This window comes from Mycobacterium sp. NGS33, assembly GCF_059812885.1.
Window position 1 is genome coordinate 72,242 of the sequence record NZ_JCALDN010000005.1, and the last position, 16,732, is coordinate 88,973.

The 16,732-nt window shown below is 67.2% G+C and carries 19 protein-coding genes; 10 read left to right on the forward strand and 9 right to left on the reverse strand.

The window, feature by feature from the left end:
* Positions 1-2 precede the first annotated feature (2 nt).
* From AC5Y5B_RS12240 to AC5Y5B_RS12250, 3 genes are all read left to right on the forward strand, one after another.
* Positions 3-275 (forward strand): hypothetical protein, encoded by a 273-nt coding sequence (locus tag AC5Y5B_RS12240; protein WP_500005442.1) that lies wholly within the window; start codon positions 3-5, stop codon positions 273-275.
* Positions 276-409: 134 nt separating this feature from the next.
* The gene (locus tag AC5Y5B_RS12245; protein ID WP_500005443.1) at positions 410-1,342 is read left to right on the forward strand and encodes an SAM-dependent methyltransferase; all 933 of its coding nucleotides are present in this window, start codon (positions 410-412) and stop codon (positions 1,340-1,342) included.
* On the forward strand, positions 1,339-1,974 hold the full coding sequence (locus tag AC5Y5B_RS12250; RefSeq protein ID WP_112633128.1) for a class I SAM-dependent methyltransferase: 636 nt from the start codon (positions 1,339-1,341) through the stop codon (positions 1,972-1,974). Before AC5Y5B_RS12245 ends, AC5Y5B_RS12250 begins: the two co-directional genes overlap by 4 nt.
* A 96-nt stretch (positions 1,975-2,070) precedes the next feature.
* Here the strand turns inward: AC5Y5B_RS12250 and AC5Y5B_RS12255 are convergent, their stop codons facing one another.
* Positions 2,071-2,733 carry a chitin-binding protein gene (locus tag AC5Y5B_RS12255; protein WP_500005444.1) on the reverse strand — a complete coding sequence of 221 codons (663 nt, stop codon included), beginning with the start codon at positions 2,731-2,733 and terminating at the stop codon, positions 2,071-2,073.
* A gap of 300 nt (positions 2,734-3,033) precedes the next feature.
* Here AC5Y5B_RS12255 and AC5Y5B_RS12260 point away from each other — a divergent pair, with 300 nt between their 5' ends.
* From AC5Y5B_RS12260 to AC5Y5B_RS12270, 3 genes are all read left to right on the forward strand, one after another.
* Entirely contained in the window at positions 3,034-3,747 is a 714-nt protein-coding gene (locus tag AC5Y5B_RS12260; protein WP_112633148.1) for a VIT1/CCC1 transporter family protein, read from the forward strand.
* Positions 3,748-3,858: 111 nt separating this feature from the next.
* Positions 3,859-4,701, forward strand: a complete 843-nt coding sequence (locus tag AC5Y5B_RS12265; RefSeq protein ID WP_500005445.1) for an acyl-CoA thioesterase domain-containing protein — start codon at positions 3,859-3,861, stop codon at positions 4,699-4,701.
* A gap of 19 nt (positions 4,702-4,720) precedes the next feature.
* Positions 4,721-6,253 (forward strand): class I adenylate-forming enzyme family protein, encoded by a 1,533-nt coding sequence (locus AC5Y5B_RS12270; RefSeq protein WP_500005446.1) that lies wholly within the window; start codon positions 4,721-4,723, stop codon positions 6,251-6,253.
* A gap of 65 nt (positions 6,254-6,318) precedes the next feature.
* On the opposite strand, the gene AC5Y5B_RS12275 is transcribed toward AC5Y5B_RS12270, so the two are convergent.
* Positions 6,319-6,939 (reverse strand): TIGR03085 family metal-binding protein, encoded by a 621-nt coding sequence (locus tag AC5Y5B_RS12275; RefSeq protein ID WP_500005447.1) that lies wholly within the window; start codon positions 6,937-6,939, stop codon positions 6,319-6,321.
* Positions 6,940-7,054: 115 nt separating this feature from the next.
* Between AC5Y5B_RS12275 and htpG the strand changes: the two genes are divergently transcribed.
* A complete protein-coding gene (htpG, locus tag AC5Y5B_RS12280) occupies positions 7,055-8,980 on the forward strand; it encodes a molecular chaperone HtpG (protein ID WP_500005448.1) in 1,926 nt (641 codons plus the stop codon).
* A gap of 68 nt (positions 8,981-9,048) precedes the next feature.
* The gene (locus AC5Y5B_RS12285; protein ID WP_112633122.1) at positions 9,049-9,264 is read left to right on the forward strand and encodes a hypothetical protein; all 216 of its coding nucleotides are present in this window, start codon (positions 9,049-9,051) and stop codon (positions 9,262-9,264) included.
* A 15-nt stretch (positions 9,265-9,279) separates the two neighbouring features.
* Here AC5Y5B_RS12285 and AC5Y5B_RS12290 read toward each other — a convergent pair whose 3' ends face one another.
* Both AC5Y5B_RS12290 and AC5Y5B_RS12295 read right to left on the reverse strand, forming a co-directional pair.
* Positions 9,280-9,447 (reverse strand): hypothetical protein, encoded by a 168-nt coding sequence (locus tag AC5Y5B_RS12290; RefSeq protein ID WP_500005449.1) that lies wholly within the window; start codon positions 9,445-9,447, stop codon positions 9,280-9,282.
* Between the two features lie 19 nt (positions 9,448-9,466).
* Positions 9,467-9,667, reverse strand: coding sequence for an excalibur calcium-binding domain-containing protein (locus AC5Y5B_RS12295; protein ID WP_500005450.1), 201 nt, complete (start codon positions 9,665-9,667; stop codon positions 9,467-9,469).
* Between the two features lie 181 nt (positions 9,668-9,848).
* Here AC5Y5B_RS12295 and AC5Y5B_RS12300 point away from each other — a divergent pair, with 181 nt between their 5' ends.
* Positions 9,849-10,886: a TIGR03617 family F420-dependent LLM class oxidoreductase gene (locus AC5Y5B_RS12300; protein WP_112633120.1), complete on the forward strand. Its 1,038-nt coding sequence runs from the start codon at positions 9,849-9,851 to the stop codon at positions 10,884-10,886.
* Here the strand turns inward: AC5Y5B_RS12300 and AC5Y5B_RS12305 are convergent.
* The 3 genes from AC5Y5B_RS12305 to AC5Y5B_RS12315 form a co-directional block, all read right to left on the reverse strand.
* Positions 10,861-12,540: an NRAMP family divalent metal transporter gene (locus tag AC5Y5B_RS12305; protein WP_500005451.1), complete on the reverse strand. Its 1,680-nt coding sequence runs from the start codon at positions 12,538-12,540 to the stop codon at positions 10,861-10,863. The genes AC5Y5B_RS12300 and AC5Y5B_RS12305 overlap by 26 nt on opposite strands.
* Entirely contained in the window at positions 12,537-13,874 is a 1,338-nt protein-coding gene (locus tag AC5Y5B_RS12310) for a magnesium transporter MgtE N-terminal domain-containing protein (RefSeq protein ID WP_500005452.1), read from the reverse strand. Before AC5Y5B_RS12310 ends, AC5Y5B_RS12305 begins: the two co-directional genes overlap by 4 nt.
* A gap of 206 nt (positions 13,875-14,080) precedes the next feature.
* Positions 14,081-14,833 carry a sensor domain-containing protein gene (locus tag AC5Y5B_RS12315; RefSeq protein WP_500005453.1) on the reverse strand — a complete coding sequence of 251 codons (753 nt, stop codon included), beginning with the start codon at positions 14,831-14,833 and terminating at the stop codon, positions 14,081-14,083.
* A 121-nt stretch (positions 14,834-14,954) separates the two neighbouring features.
* On the opposite strand from AC5Y5B_RS12315, the gene AC5Y5B_RS12320 reads away from it, so the two are divergent.
* Complete coding sequence (locus tag AC5Y5B_RS12320; protein WP_500005454.1) at positions 14,955-15,347, forward strand: bleomycin resistance protein; 393 nt, start codon at positions 14,955-14,957, stop codon at positions 15,345-15,347.
* Here the strand turns inward: AC5Y5B_RS12320 and AC5Y5B_RS12325 are convergent.
* The gene (locus AC5Y5B_RS12325; RefSeq protein ID WP_500005455.1) at positions 15,326-16,222 is read right to left on the reverse strand and encodes a DMT family transporter; all 897 of its coding nucleotides are present in this window, start codon (positions 16,220-16,222) and stop codon (positions 15,326-15,328) included. The two genes, AC5Y5B_RS12320 and AC5Y5B_RS12325, sit on opposite strands and share 22 nt — an antisense overlap.
* Positions 16,223-16,307: 85 nt before the next feature.
* Positions 16,308-16,700: a DoxX family protein gene (locus AC5Y5B_RS12330; protein WP_112633116.1), complete on the reverse strand. Its 393-nt coding sequence runs from the start codon at positions 16,698-16,700 to the stop codon at positions 16,308-16,310.
* Positions 16,701-16,732: the final 32 nt, after the last annotated feature.

The window sequence follows — 16,732 nt, forward strand, 5'->3', positions numbered from 1 at the left end:
CGATGAGACATTACCTGCGGCGCTGCGTGATCGGTGCGGTCGTTCTGGTGTTGGCCGGGTTACCGGTGACGGTGATTGCGCCGCCGGCGATCAGCCGCGCCGACGGTGAATGCGCCCCGGGTTGGGGCTGGAGCGTCGAGCTGAACGAATGTGTGTTCCTGCTCCCGGCCGCAAACGGGCCGGGAGGGCCCGGCGGGCCGGGCGGACCCGGGGGACCGGGCGGACCCGGGGGACCGGGCGGACCCGGGGGACCCGGGCGCCCGGGGCCCCACTAGAAGTCCCGCTCGCTGGGGCGACGCGACGCTCGGCCTGGCGAAACAGCCGCGCGGCGGCAGCGTGGGAACTCCACGCGCCTGTCGTTCGTTATACCGGCTAGGTAACCTGTGATTCCGAGGGGGACAGTAGCCGCATGCCACGCACAGACAACGGCACCTGGGATTTGGCGACCAGTGTCGGCGCGACCGCCACGATGGTCGCGGCCGCCCGAGCGATCGCGACCAATGCCGACACCCCGCTGATCGAGGACCGCTTCGCCGAACCGCTGGTACGCGCGGTAGGGGTGGACTTCTTCACGCGCTGGGTGTCCGGCGAGCTGGCGGTCGCAGACGTCGACGACCATGAATCCGGCTGGAAGCTCGAACACATGCCGGCCGCGATGGCCGCCCGGACCCGATTCTTCGACTCCTTCTTCCGCGACGCCACGCATTCCGGGATCCGGCAGGCCGTGATCCTGGCGTCGGGTCTCGACGCCCGCGCCTACCGGTTGGCGTGGCCGGCCGACATGACCGTGTTCGAGATCGACCAACCGCAGGTGATCGCGTTCAAGTCCGCCACGCTGGCGGAGCTGGGCGCCGCCCCGACGGCGCAGTTGCGTAACGTCGCCGTCGACTTGCGCAATGACTGGCCAAAGGCGTTGGCGGAAGCCGGTTTTGACAAAAGCCGCCCCACCGCGTGGATCGCGGAGGGGCTCTTCGGGTACCTGCCCACGGAGGCGCAAGACCGCCTGCTGGACAACATCACCGCGCTCAGCGCTGACGGCAGCCGGCTGGCGTGCGAAGCTATTCCGGACATGTCAGAAGTGGACACCGAGAAAGCCCAGGAAATGATGCGCAGGGCCACCGCGAAGTGGCGTGAGCATGGCTTCGACCTGGAATTCGGCGAGCTCGGCTATCAGGGCGAGCGCAATGACGTCGCGGTCTATCTGGATAACCTGGGATGGCGATCGGAGGGCGTCCGGATGACTCAGCTGCTGGCCGACTCCGTTCTGGATGCGATTCCGCAGACCAACGATTCCGTCTCGGTGGCCGACACGATCTACTACAGCTCGGAGCTTTGTCGATGACCGCACCGCAGCGACGAGGGCTCAACGACGCCGTCACGCGGATATGGAGCTTCCTCGCTCCGGTCTACGATCTGCCGTTCTTGCAGCAGTGGGTGTACCGGCCTCCGCACGACGAGGTGATCGCCCAACTGCGCAATCACGGCGCCCGTAAGATCGCCGACGTCGCCTGCGGTACGGGGATTTTGAGCGATCGGATCCAGCGTGAACTGCAGCCCGACGAGATCTATGGCGTCGACATGTCCGACGGCATGCTCGGTCAGGCTCGCGCCAGGTCCGACCGGGTGCAGTGGATGCGCGCCCCGGCCGAGCAGCTCCCTTTCGACGACGGCGCCCTCGACGCCGTCGTGACAACCTCGGCCTTTCACTTCTTCGACCAGCCGGCCGCATTGCGCGAATTCCACCGCGTGCTGGCGCCCGGCGGCCTGGTGGCCGTCTCGGCGCTGAGCACGCGGCAACCGCGGCTGCAGTCCTCCGCGAACTCCCGGTGGAAGCCCCAACACAACGCCTCCGCACCCGAGATGCGGACGTTGTTCGAGAACGCCGGGTTCGCGATCAGCGACCAACACCGGATCCCGCGACCGGTGTGGACGGCGTTGGTGCCCGACCTGCTGACCGTCGGCATCAAAGGCTAGAACCAGCGCCGAGAGCGAAAACCGCTCGGCGCCAACGTAGTAAACGACGACGCCCGCCTCGCCAATCGGCGAAGCGGGCGTCGTGTCAGTTATCGATCACAGCGGGATCCACACTCCGAAGAAGTCAAATCCCCACTGATTGAAACCGGGGTTCCAGTACGGCGTTTCGTTGTATCCCCAGTAGTTGATCGGGCCGTAGTCCCAGCGCCCACCGGGCGGGGGAAGCGGTCGATCCCATGCCGGCCGCGGCGGCTCGCCCGCACCCCAGGGTGCCGGCCCATCGCCCCACGGTGCCCCGTGGAAGTAGCCGCGGTGGTCATCTCCGTGCCACGGGCCGCCCGGGTGCGGATCCGGTCCACCGAAACCGCCGGGAGCACCGGGATGGTCACCGGGGCCACCAGGCCCGCCAGGGCCGCCCGGGTGGTCACCAGGACCGCCGGGGCCACCCGGACCACCGGGTCCACCGGGTCCGCCCGGGTGATCGCCAGGCGGCGGTCCGCCAGGACCACCGGGGTGGCCGCCAGGGCCTCCGGGTCCACCCGGACCACCCGGACCACCGGGACCACCAGGACCGCCGGGACCGCCCGGATCGTTGGGACCGGTGGGCGCGTGCCCGCCACCGGGCGCCGCCCCGCCATGATTACCCGGAGGCTGTGGCGCCCCGGGTGCGGCGTTGGCAAATCCGGCGCCCATTCCCAGGGTCGCAGCGCCGAGCGCTCCGGCGATGGTCACCCCTCCGACAAGTTGCTTCAACTTCATGATGCTTCACCTATCCACTAGGGATTTCTTGCAAGGAAGTTCCTTCGAACACCCCCCGTTACCAGCCCGACGTTAGATAGCGTTCCTATGGACTGGCTGTGACCCGCCCATGCGCAACGTTTGGTCGCGGCCGTCACCCAGGTGGTCGCAGCCGAGCGCAGCCTCTCGCCGCAGCCCCTGGCAGAGGCGCTCAGCAGGCACTTTGCCCGCGGGCCGCCGCGAACCAACCCTTCGCGCGGGCCGGTTTGGGAAGGCTACGTTGTCTAGTCGGCAAGGGTTTTCGTCTATATGGTTGCGGCCGTGCCGAGTGCGTCACATCCGCACGAACCCCACGTCGGTTCGGTGTCGTCGAAATTGAATTGGCTGCGCGCAGGCGTCCTGGGGGCCAATGACGGAATCGTCTCCACCGCCGGCATCGTCGTGGGGGTCGCGGCGGCCACCGCCGCACGCGCCCCGATATTGACCGCGGGCAGCGCCGGACTGGTCGCCGGGGCGGTGTCGATGGCGCTGGGCGAATACGTGTCCGTCAGCACCCAACGCGACACGGAAAAGGCGTTGCTGAGCCAGGAGCGTCGCGAACTGCGCGACGACCCGGCCGCGGAGCTAGACGAGCTCGCCGCCCTGTATGAAGCCAAGGGCCTGACGCCGGCGACCGCGCGCACCGTGGCCGAGGAACTCACCGACCACAATCCGCTGCTCGCCCACGCCGAGGTCGAACTGGGCATCAACCCCGACGACCTCACCAATCCGTGGCAGGCGGCCTCGTCGTCGGCGCTGTCGTTCGCGGTCGGGGCCCTACTGCCCTTGATCGCGATCCTTGCCCCGCCGACCACGTGGCGAATCCCCGTCACCGTCGTGGCCGTGCTTGTCGCGCTGGTGATTACCGGTGCCGTCTCGGCCGGCTTGGGCGGAGCCCGCAAGCGCCGGGCGGTGCTGCGCAACGCCGTCGGCGGCAGTCTCGCGCTGGCCGTCACCTACCTGATCGGCCATCTGGTGGGCGCCGCAATCGGGTGACCGATGACTGTCGCGGCGCGGTGCGCACCCAGCGACTGGAAGCGCAACTGTAACATCCACAGTTGCGGTCCTCAGCTGAGCCCGCGATCCCATCAGCCGAAGGGTCATGCAGTGGCCGAGCCCAATATCGTGCCGGATGAAGCCTCCTGGGCAGAACCGGCGCCGTACTTCGTCCGCGACGAAAACTATCTCGTTCCAACCAAAATCGCCCGGGGTGGATGGGGCCCCTCGCTGAGCGGACACGTCGTCGGCGGACTCTTGGCGTGGGCGGTCGAGGATGCGGCCGGGGATGCGGACCTGCAACCGGCGCGATTGACCGTCGATCTGCCCCGCCCGACCGCCTTGGCGCCGCTCGAGGTGCACACGAAGGTGCAACACGACCGGCGCCGATTGCGGCTGGTCGAGGCCGTGATCACCCAGGACGGCGCCGCGGTGGCGCAGGCGAGCGCGCTGTTTCTGCGGCGCGGGGCGCAACCCGAAGGCCAGGTCTGGTCACCACCGGTGCAGATGCCGCCGATCCCGGTGGACGAGGCCTACTCGACACTGTTCATGCGAACCTACGGCTGGGGCGCCGACGTGCAGAACCCCGACCCGGACTGGCCTGAGGGCGACGGCTCGAAATACACGTGGATCCACGAGACACGGCCGTTGATCGACGACGACCCGCTTACCGCCTTCACCCGCGTGGCGATGGCCGGTGACATCACGGCGTCGATTGCCAACTGGGGCACCAACTCCCTGCAGTTCATCAACGTCGACTACACGCTCACGCTGAGCAGGCTGCCCGAGGGCGCCCATATCGGGCTTGCCTCGCTGATGCATCACAGCCACGACGGGGTGGCTAGCGGCTCGGCGGTCCTGGTGGACGCCAAAGGCCCGATCGGCACCGGGGTATCCGTCGCGGTCGCGCACTCGGGATTCCGCCCACCCACTACCGACCCGTCGGCGCGGTGAGCCCGAAGGGATTGGCGCGGTGACGTTCTGGGCCCTGATCGCCGAGGCGGCGCAGCGAGGATCACCACGACCGCTTCTCGCCGATGAGTACGGGCGCAGCCTCACAGCGCGTCAACTGCACGACGCCGCGTGCGCGACCGCAGCCGCTCTGGCCGAACGAGGGGTTCGCGCGGGAACCGTCGTGTCCTGGCAGTTGCCCACCACGCTGGAGACCATGGTGGTGATGGCCGCGCTTGCCCGACTCGGCGCGGTGCAGAACCCGATCATTCCGATATTGCGGGAACGAGAGGTCGGCTTCATCACCGGCCAACTCGATGCCGAAGTCTTTGTGGCGCCACAGCTTTGGCGCGGATTCGAGTACGGTGAGCTGGCCCGGGCATTGTCGCGGGACAGGGGCTTCGAGGTCGTCACGCTCGACTTGGCAACACCCCCGTCCACCGGCGGGCTGCGGCTGCCCGGCGGCGACACCGGGGCACTCCCGCCGCCGCCGAGAACCGCCGACGACGCGCGCTGGATCTACTACTCCTCGGGAACCACCGCGGCCCCCAAAGGGATCCGCCACACCGACACGTCGGTGATCGCCGGCTCGGCGGGCGTGGTGGGCATGGTAGGGGCCAACAGTAGCGACGTGGATCCGATCGCCTTCCCGATCGCCCACATCGGCGGGGCGGCGATGCTGGCCACCGGGTTGCTGACCGGCATGCGGTTGGCCCTGTTCGAGACGTTCGATCCGGCCACCACGCCGTGGGCCATCGCCACGCACAATCCGACGTTCCTGGGCACCGCGACCCCGTTCTTCGTCGCATTCCTCGAAGCCCAACGGGCCCAACCCGATCGGCCGCTGTTTCCTTCCCTCCGGGGCTGCCTGGCCGGAGGGGCGCCCGTCACCGCCGAACTGAGCCGCCAGGTTCGTGACACCTTCGGCCTGGCCGGCATCGCCAATGCCTGGGGAATGACCGAGTTTCCGTGCGCGACCTCGCCGTCGTTGACCGCCGCGCCCGAGGTGCTCGACCACACCGTCGGGCCGCCGGTGCCCGGGGTCAAGGTTCGCGCGGTGGACAGCCGCGGCGCCGAAGTGCCCGCCGGGCAGGAAGGCGAGCTGCGGCTCAAGGGACCCCAGTGCTTCCTCGGCTACGCCGACCCGGCACTTGACGCCGATGCGTTCGACAGCGACGGGTGGTTGCGCACAGGCGATCTCGGCATGATCGACGCCAACGGCAATGTCCGCGTCACCGGCCGTACCAAGGACGCGATCATCCGCAACGCCGAGAACATCTCGGCGCTCGAAATCGAGAATGCGCTCGCCACCCATCCCGCCGTCGCCGATGTCGCCGTCATCGGCATTCCCGACCCCCGGACCGGCGAACGCGTGTGTGCGGTCGTGGTGCCCGCGACAGCCGACGGCGTGTCATTGGAATCCCTTGTGCGACATTGCCAATCACGCGGCCTCAGCCGATACAAGCACCCCGAACACCTGGTGGTCGTCGAGACCTTGCCGCGCAATCAATTCGGCAAAGTGATCAAGAAAGAGCTGCGGGCGGCCTTCGGGTGACCCGCGTCCGGAAATTCGGTTACGCCTCCTCAACGGCCCGCGAGCGGCCGCCGCGATCGCCGGACCTATAACCCTTTAGGCGCATCGCGCACGGCCTGCACCGCCGCGGCGTCGCCGTCGAAGTCGACCTTGGCCTGCCGTCCCACGCTGAACAACAACAGTTCCTCGGGCGCGCCGGTCACCGTCACCGCCGGCCCCTGGCCTGCGGTGAGCACCGTCTTGCCCTCCGAGGTCCGCAACGCCACCCGGCCGGGCACCTTGGCGAGGGTGAGCCGGGCCATCAACGGCAGGGTGCGCCGCAGCATCTTGCTCAGGGCCGGCTCCAGCGAGCGCGGCTGCCAGTCCGGCTGCGCGCGGCGCACGTCCTCGTGGTGGATGAACATCTCGGCCACATTGGCCACCGGGTCGAGCAGTTTGAGCGGCGAGTAGACCGGCGGGCCGGCGGCGAGCTTGCCCACCAGCTCCTCCCACTCGTTGCGCTCGGCGACCTGGTTCTGCACCTTCTCGGTGTGGGAAGCGAAGAAGGGGATCAGGATGCCGGGCGCGGCGTCGGGGCGGTACTCGCGGATCACCAGGTGTGCGGCCAGGTCCCGCGTCTTCCATCCCTCGCACAGCGTGGGCGCGTCCGGCCCGACGCCGCGCATGGTTTCCACGAGGGCGGCACGTTCGCGTTGAGCAACAGACATGCGTTCAGCCTAGAGGCGCTCGACGCGTGAGTGGACGGGTCCACAACACCAATAGTGGGCGGCTCGGTAAATTTGAGACGTCACTGTCCTTTGGAAAGGAGATGTAGGAGAAGCCATGAACGCGCGCGTCGAGCAGTTGGAGTTTCAGGCAGAGGCTCGCCAACTGCTGGATCTGATGGTCCATTCCGTCTACTCCAACAAGGATTCGTTCCTGCGGGAGTTGATCTCCAACGCCTCCGACGCGCTGGACAAGCTGCGGCTTGAGGCGTTCCGTAACAAGGACCTCGACGTCGACACCTCCGACCTGCACATCGAGATCGACGTGGACAAGGACGCGCGCATCCTGACCATCCGTGACAACGGCATCGGAATGACCCGCGCCGAAGTGGTGGATCTGATCGGCACGCTGGCCAAGTCCGGCACCGCGGAGCTGCGCAAGCAACTGCGCGAGGCCAAGAACGAAGCGGCCTCCGAGGAACTCATCGGCCAGTTCGGGATCGGTTTCTATTCGAGTTTCATGGTCGCCGACAAGGTCGAGCTGCTCACCCGCAAGGCCGGCGAGAGCGACGCCACCAGATGGGAATCCAGCGGCGAGGGCACCTACACCATTGAATCGGTCGACGACGCTCCGCAAGGAACGTCGGTCATCCTGCACCTCAAGCCCGAGGACGCCGAGGACGAGCTGCACGACTACACCGCGGAGTTCAAGATCAGGAGCCTGGTCAAGAAATACTCCGACTTCATCGCGTGGCCCATCCGGATGCAGGTGGAGCGACGGCAACCGGCGAGCGAGGAGGGCGGCGAGGAGACCGTCACCGTCGAGACCGAGACCCTCAACTCGATGAAGGCCCTGTGGGCCAGGCCCAAAGAAGAGGTCTCCGAAGAGGAGTACAAGGAGTTCTACAAGCACATCGCGCACGCCTGGGACGACCCGCTCGAGGTCATCGCGATGCGGGCCGAAGGCACCTTCGAGTACCAGGCGCTGCTGTTCATCCCGTCGCACGCCCCGTTCGACCTGTTCAACCGGGACGCCCAGACCGGGATCCAGCTGTACGTCAAGCGCGTGTTCATCATGGGCGACTGCGACGAGCTCATGCCCGAATACCTGCGCTTCGTCAAGGGTGTCGTTGACGCGCAGGACATGTCGCTGAACGTGTCCCGCGAAATTCTGCAACAGGATCGGCAGATCAAGGCCATTCGGCGTCGACTGACCAAGAAGGTCCTCGCCACGATCAAGGATCTGCAGTCCGAGCGCCCCGAGGACTATCGCACCTTCTGGACCCAATTCGGCCGGGTCGTCAAGGAGGGCCTGCTGTCGGACTTCGACAACCAGGAGACGCTGCTGCAGATCTCCTCGTTCGCCTCGACCCACAGCGACGAGGAAGCCACCACGCTCGCCCAATACGTGGAGCGGATGAAGGACGGCCAGACGCAGATCTTCTACGCCACGGGCGAGTCGCGCCAGCAGATCCTGAAATCGCCGCACCTCGAGGCGTTCAAGGCCAAGGGCTACGAGGTGCTGCTGCTCACCGACCCAGTCGACGAGGTCTGGGTGGGAACCGTGACCGAATTCGACGGCAAGCCGCTGCAGTCGATCGCCAAGGGCGAGGTGGACCTCAGCTCCGACGGCGAGCAGAGCGAGGCTGAGCGCGAGGAGCAGCAAAAGGAGTTCGCCGACCTGCTGACCTGGCTCAAGGACACCCTGAGCGACCACGTCAAGGAAGTTCGGCTGTCTACCCGGCTGACGGACTCGCCGGCCTGCCTCATCACCGACGCCTTCGGGATCACGCCTGCGCTCGCGCGCATCTACCGCGCTTCCGGGCAGGACATTCCGGTGGGGAAGCGGATCCTCGAACTCAATCCCAACCATCCGCTCGTCACCGGTCTGCGCCAAGCGCACCAGGACCGCAGCGACGATCCCTCGGTCGCGGAGACCGCGGAATTGCTGTATGGCACAGCGCTTCTCGCCGAGGGCGGCGCGCTCGACGATCCGGCGAGGTTTGCCGAGATACTCGCTCACCGGCTGGCCCGCACGGTGTAACCCGGGGTTTACCGGCAAATAAGCCATTTCCGGGATTGAAAACTCCCAGGCAGGGATACTTAGATCCCATGCCTGCGTTTCGCGTCATCGACCCACGGGGCCGGGTCGTTGCGACGAAGAGTTTTGCCAACGCGGAGGCCGCGTACGCCTGGTTCGTCAACTCCGTTGGCGGCAACACCGAGTTGGGTTGGCGCATGGAGGTCAACGACGACGGCCAGTGGGCATTCTTCGACGACACCGAAGGCTTCACCGCCCCGGTGAGCCGGCGGCCAACGAAACGCTGAGGCCCGGATTCGGGCTCAGGGCCCGATCACGAAGCAGCGGCCGGCGCTGCTGACGAAGAGGACCTCATCAACCGTGGACTGCGCGATGGCCGAAAATTCGAAGCGATGGGCCTGCTGGCCGACCTCGATGTCGGCGTCCTGCGACTCGCTGGTGCCGTCTTTCTTGCGGACTAACGCCGTCACCGCGTCGGGTTTCGACGGACTAGTGGCACACCTCGCAGGCTATGCCGTCGTTGTCACGATCGAGGCCGGCTCGATAGCCGGGCTGCCCGCGGTAGATCGGCGCGACACCCGCCGCGCAGGCCGCCCTGCAGTTCGGGTAGTAGGCGCTGGCCCCGCTGGTGGGCGACGGCGACGTTGTGGTCGTCGTCGTCGTTGACGGAGCCGCCACGGCCACGGGCATCCCCGCAATTCCCACTGCGATTGCTCCGGCGAAGAATAATCCACGAAGCACGTTCGGAAGCCTCCTGTTAGCGAAAAAACGACGGTTGCTGACGACTACAGAGCTAACACCCTGGGCCGGTCGTCGGGCAAGAGGCTGACGAGCCCGCAACACGGTCGGACGCGCGACGTACGCTCCCACCATGCATGTCGACGCGATGACGATTCCCCAGCCGCTGGGCCAGATCGGCGAGCTCGCCCGGCGGACCCACGCCGTCGGGTTCTCCGGCTTGTTGTTCACCGAGACGGGCCGCACCGCATACCTGAATGCCGCCGTCGCGTCGCAGGCCGCGCCGGATCTGGAATTGTCGACGGGCGTCGCCGTCGCCTTTCCGCGCAGCCCGTTCGTGACCGCCGCCGCGGCCTGGGAACTGCAGGAAGCCACCAGGGGAAGGTTCCGGCTGGGCCTCGGAACGCAGGTGCGCACCCACGTGGTCCGGCGCTACGGCACGGCCTTTGAGCGGCCCGGGCCCCGGCTGCGCGACTACCTCCTGGCCGTCAAGGCGTGTTTCGCGGCCTTTCGTTCCGGGACGCTCGACCATCACGGCGACTTCTACGATCTCGACTTCATCACCCCGCAGTGGAGCCCGGGGCCCATCGACGCTCCAGACCCCAAAGTCGATATCGCAGCGGTCAATCCGTGGATGCTGCGGATGGCGGGCGAAGTGGCCGACGGGGTTCACGTCCACCCCATCGGCGAACCGGGTTATCTGGCCCGTCACGTCCTGCCGACGGTCGGCGAAGGCGCGCAGAAAGCGGGTCGTTCGCTGTCGGACATCGCGATCATCGTGCCCGTCATGACGATCGTCGGGGATACCGACGAAGAGCGGGACCGGCAGCGTGAAGTCGTGCGCGCCAGCATGGCCTTTTACGGAAGCACGCCCAACTACGCATTCATCTGGGACGAGGCGGGTTTCGAGGGCACGACCGCCCGGATCCGGGAAAAGCAGAAGGCCGGCGACTTCGCCGGCATGGCCGCCCAGGTCAGCGATGACCACATCGCGGTCTTCGCCACCGAATCGAGCTGGGAGGGATTGGCGGACGCGTTGGCCGCGAAGTACGCCGGAACGGCAACGCGGTTGGTGATGTACAACTCCGTCGCCGACCAGGATCGCTTCGAGCGCTACGGCGAGGTGGCCCGCCGGATGCAAGCCGTCAGCGACCGAGCTGGATCGCTTTGACCACCAAAAGCAGCGCCCCGACAACCAAATAGGCCCGCAGCGCGATCATCGCGAGCCGGGTCCCTGGTGACCAGGTGACCGGTTCGAGCAGGGCCAGCGGCGGCATGCGCCAAGTGTTGCGATCGACGCCGCGGCCCGGAAGTTGTGGCCGGGGTCGCTCGGGCTGACGCCGGGCCAGCCAGCGCAGCACCGGTGCCGCGGCCGCCGCGAGGATGACCAGCCCAAGCGTCAGATAGCCCGCTACCGCGACGACGTCGAGTCCGGGAAACAACGTGGTGGCCATCAAGATTCCGGACAGCAGCAGCAGAACGCCGACGATCAGTCCGGCGAGCCAGTTGAGCCAGGCGCGATTGACCCAGGGCCCCAATACTTCTCGGTCATTGCACAACAACAGCAGAAACACGCTGGCGCTGGGCAGCAGTAATCCCGCGAGGGCCTGGACGGCGGTGGTGATCAACCCGAGCGGAGCGCCCGGAATCAGCACGATGCCCGCGGCCAGGACCACCATCGCGGTATAGGAAAGGTAGAACTGTTTGGCGTCGGCGAAGCCGCGGTGCAGCGAGTGCTTCAGTCCGAACACGTCGCCGAAGGCGTAGCTGGTGGCCAGGGTCACCGCGGCGGCCCCGATGATCGACGCGTCCATCAGCACGATGGCAAAGATCGAGCCGAGCACCGGGCGGTGCCCGCCCAGCAGATGCGCCGTCGCGCCGGCATCGCTGAAGCCGCCAAGGGTGTTGGTGGAGCGCGCCGCCCACTCGCCGGTCATCATCAGCGCGGCGGCGCCGACCACCACCACGAAGGCGCCCAGTACGGTGTCCGCGCGTTCGTACCCCATGAACCGGGGCGTGATGCGCTTGTCGACGACGTTGGACTGCTGAAAGAACAGCTGCCACGGCGCCACGGTGGTGCCGACGATGGCGATGATCAACAGCACGGCATCCGAGCTGATGCCGCCCGAAATGCCGGGCACCACAAACGACTTCGCCGCGTGCCCCCACTGCGGATGGGACATCAGCAGCATCGGGATCTGCAGCAGCGTGACGGCGATGAAAATGAACATGGCCCGCTCCCATCGACGGAAGCTGCCGCTGGCCATGATCGCGACCAACGCCACCGCCGAGATCGGTACCACAACGTATTTGGAGACGCCGATGTATTCGGCGGCCAGGCTGATACCGATGAATTCGGTGACGATCGTCAGAAAGTTCAGCAAGAACAGGTCGCCGACGGAAAACCAGCCCCAGCCGCGGCCGAAGCGTTCGTTGATCAACCGGGCGTGCCCGACCCCGGTGACCGCGCCGAGCCGGACCACCATCTCCTGGTTGACGATGAGCACCGGGATCAGCAGCAGCAACACCCACAGCAGTGAATAGCCATAGTTCTGGCCGGCTTGCGCGTAGGTGGCCACCCCACCCGCGTCGTTGTCGCCGACCATGACGATGATTCCGGGTCCGACGATCGCGAGCAGGGTCAAAAGCCGGGTCTTCCAAGTGCGGGCGTGCTCCGTTTCCCCGACGCTGATGCGCCCGAACGCGCCCTCGATGTCACCCAGATGCGCGCTGTCCAGCACCGCTGTGCGCCGGGCCGGCGCCGGCTCGGGACGCTGAACTGCCTGCGCCTCAGCCTGCGTGGTGTCCTCCCCGCCGGAGCTCACTGCGCGCTTCCTCCCTGTGGCGGCGTGTCACGGTCGTCGGCGGCGGTGATCTCGCGGATGGGGCGCGGTGCGGGCTCCCGGCGCCGCCAGTCTTCGGGAATGGTCGCCTCCAGCACGTCGTCGACGGTGACCACCCCGAGTAGGCGGTCCTGCTCGTCGACGACGGGAATGGAGTAGAGATTGAAATCCGCCATCAGCAGCGCGATGTCGGTCAGGTCCGCGTCGGCGTTGACCCGTACCGGATCGGAATCCATCAGGGCCGCAAGGGTTTCGGCGGGATCGACCTGCAAGAGGGTGATCACCGAGACGACGCCGTCGAGCCGTTTGTCCTCGTCGAGCACGTGCACCTTGATGAGCGCTTCCGGTTGTATGCTGCGCGACGCGGCGATCAGCGCCAATGCCTCACCCGCGGTGGCGGTGGCCGAACACGTCACGGAATCGACGTTCATCAGCCCGCCCGCGCTTTCGGGGTTGAATCCCATCAGCGTGATGACCTTGGTGCGCTGCGGGGCGGGCATCAGCTCAAGCACGCGCCGGCGCCGTGACTGGCGCAGATCGGCGATCGCGTCGGCCGCGTCGTCGGCGCGCATGCGGCCCAGCAGCGCGGCGACCTCGTTGTCGGGCATGCCGTCCAGCAGCCGGCTGGCCTTTTCCGGGTCCAGCTCTTCGAAGACGTCGGCCTCCAGTTCGGGGTCGCTGTGTACCCGGTCGAGGATCTCGCCGCCCTCGGCCTTGTCCGCTTCCTCGAGCAGATCGGCGATCTCGGCGGCCTTGAGCTCGCCGAATCGGTCCGACAGGCGCCGCACGGCATCGGAACGTGCGTGGCCGATCAGCGGCTCGAACGCCTTCCAATCGCGAGACGCGTGCCCGCCCGAGTGCTTGATCAGGCCGAACAATCGCGGGGGACGCCGGGTGTCCAGGCGGGTGACCATCCAGCCCTCGCCGGTGCGCTCCAGCTCGATGTCGTAGGCACGCACCAACTCGACGGTGGCCACGTCGATCAGCCGGTGGCCCAACACATCGGTGCGCAACAGCACCTCACCCTCGCGGCGCTCGAACCCGCGAAGGTCAACCTTGTTCTTGGTCAACAGAACTCGATCCGCCGAGTATGCGTCGATGGATTTGTCGCCGATGAACACGCGCCGGCCGCCGACCCCGGCCACGATCCCGGCCACCAGCGGATACTCCTCGGCCCCTCGCAGCCGCACGATCACGTCCTCGACCCGGCCCACCGTTTCCCCGGAGCGTGCCAGCACGGGCGCGCGCAACAGCTGCGAGAGGTGGATGACTTGCTGTCCGGCGCGCGGCTTGGACGCCTTTTCCGATGTGCCCACGTATCCCTCCTCAAGGCGGTACGACCGAACCCGCGGACAACCTACCTCGAAAACCAGTTGGTGGGATGCCAGGTAGCTGAGAGCGGATTCAGTGGTGACGCAAGCACCGTCTCGGCCGCCAGAGCCTACGCCCACATGACCATGCGGAACGACCGCCAATAGGTAAACAGCAGAAGGCTATTCGGATTTCGCCGTCTCGGTGACGGCTACTGCTTGTCGACTTTCCCGGCGATCTGATTGGCGATACTGACACCGAGGTCCCCGATGTCCTTGCGGCACGCGTCGACATCGATGACGACGTTGTTGCGAACGGTCAGCGCCCGCTGGCAGGGCATGGTCACGCTGTTGCCGTTCGAGGTGAAGGTGAGGGTCACCGGAGCGCTCAGAACGCCGTTGGCGTTGGACACCTGACCCACCTTCCACTGCAGTTCGGGCTTACCGTCGGCGGCGGGAACGGTGTCCTGCCGGTTGGCGCAGGCGGGCCAGCGCTGGGTCGACGTCGTGAAGAACGCGCCGGCCTGCTCGGGGGAGGCAAACAGCACCACAAATTGGTATACGTCAGGGCTTTCCAGTTGATCGGCACCCGCGGGCGCGGGCGCCTGGTCGTGGTAGCCGTACACCGCGGTGCTGCCGCTGTCGGCGTAGACCGACGCCAACGCGGCGTGAGTGCTGTATCTGCATTCGGCGGGAAACGTGTAGTCCTGGCGCTTGACCGGGTCTTCCACCAACGTGGTAAGCGGTGGGTCGCTCGTCGTCCCGGTCACGCCCAGCACGGTGTCGATATCGTTCGGCGAGAGCATCAGGTCGGGCAGCGCGGATTGCGCGAGGGGAGCCTTCGACGACGCCGTCGTGGTGGACGCCGACGACGAAGCGGCGCCGCCCGCGTGGTCGCCGCCGCACCCCGTGATCAGTATTCCGGCGGCGGCAATCGCAGCTGCCGCGGTCAGCTGGCTCCTCATGCGCATGGAGCCTACGACAGCGAGGCGGTCTCCCATGCGGATTTGCCGCATATGCGGTCGCGTGCAGGGCCTTACGACCGCCATTGTGCGCAGATGCGGAGCCAACGGTTATGTTCGCTGTGTGCCCGCAGTCGACTTCACCTCGGTATCGCCGATCGTCCCCGTCCGAGACCTGGACGTCGCACTCGACCGGTACCGCCGGCTCGGCTTCGACGCCTGCGCATACGAGGGTCCGGACCGGTACGGCTTCGCCGATCGCGGGTCGGTGTCGATCCACCTCACCGAGTGGGCCGAGCACGATCCCTTGCGCACCGCGGCCAGCGTGTACTTCTACGTCAGTGACGCCGATGCTCTCTACGCCGAGTGGGCGGCACTGCAAGACCTCGGCGGCCGCCTGATCGCGCCGCAGGACACACCGTACGGTCTGCGCGAATTCGCCTACGTCGACCCCGACGGCACCGCGCACCGGGTCGGCTCACCCCTGCGTCGACCTCATGCCGATTCCGGTGTGTGAGAGGGCTTTTCGTCGGACGACGGGGCGTAGCTGGCCTGGCTGTGGGCCAGCGCCACTGTCGCGGCCGCCATCAGCGCGACCGATAGACCCAAGGCCACCCAGCCGATGTCGTTGGTGCGCAGCGTCTCACCCAACACGGTGACACCGAGCACCGATCCGACGATGGGCTCGGCCACGGTGACCGCCGGGAGCGACGCGGTGAGCGGGCCGGCCCGAAATGCCGACTGCTCCCAGGCGGTCGCGGCGATCGCCAGCACCACCCACACGTACAACTCGGGTGCGCGCAACAACGCCGGGATACCGCGGCCGAGCTGGTCGACCACGCCTTTGGTCAGCACCGAAAACAACCCCCACAGCGAGCCGGACATCAGGCCCAACAACAGTGCACCGACCGAACCAGGAAACATGCGCGCCCCGATCACGCACAGGACCAGCGCCGGGCCCATGACCAACGCCACGACCGTCCACGTGTGGACCGACCCTCGCGGGGCGCCCTGCTGGGGGTCGCCGACCGTCACCACCACCGCAACCGCGACGGCGAGCAAAATCGCCCAAATCCCTTGCCGGCGTGTGATTTGACGATGTCCCACCCGCGCGCTGATGAGCAACGCGAACAGCAGCGAGGTCACCAACAGCGCCTGCACCAGCACCACCGAGCCCAGACCAAGGGCCGCGGCCTGGAACCCGAACCCGGCGGCGGCCACCAGGCTGCCCGTCCACCACTGCTTGTCGCGCAGCAACCGGCGAAACAGGGCGACGGTCCCGACCGGCTTATCGGTGACTTGCTGTGCGGAGCGCTGCTGGACGACGTCCCCGGCGCCGACCATCAGGGCGGCCGCGACGGCGAGCAACGCCGCGATGCCCGTTTTGCTCACGCCGGTCTCCTAGTCGCTTGTGCGGGGCATTCCGCTTGTCGCACAACGGATTCGTGGGCACGGCCGGCCCAACTTACGCGGCCGGTCAGCTGTTGCGCCGAATCTTGAGCGCGGTGGTGATCATCGGAATCTGCAACGGCAGCCGGCCCAGGGCGACCAGGCGCATGGGCCACGGCTTGCCCCACCACAGCCGGCACATGTTGACGTTGCCGGGGAACACCCCGACGAACAGCGCCACGGCGGCCAGCGCGGCCGAGCGTCTGGTGCTCCGCGGCACCAGCAGAGCCCCGATCGCCAACTCGGCCACGCCAGAACCGTAGGTATAGAGCCGCGGGCTGCCCGGCAGCTCGACCGGAATGATCGAGTCGAACGGTTTGGGAGCGACGAAGTGCAGGGTGCCGATGCCGAGCAGCATCGCCGCGACACGATAGGCGAGTTGCTCTGTCGTGTCCCGCCCGGCGAGGGGTCTGGTTGTCATGCAGCCATTGTGCCCATAGCGGCCACCGCTTA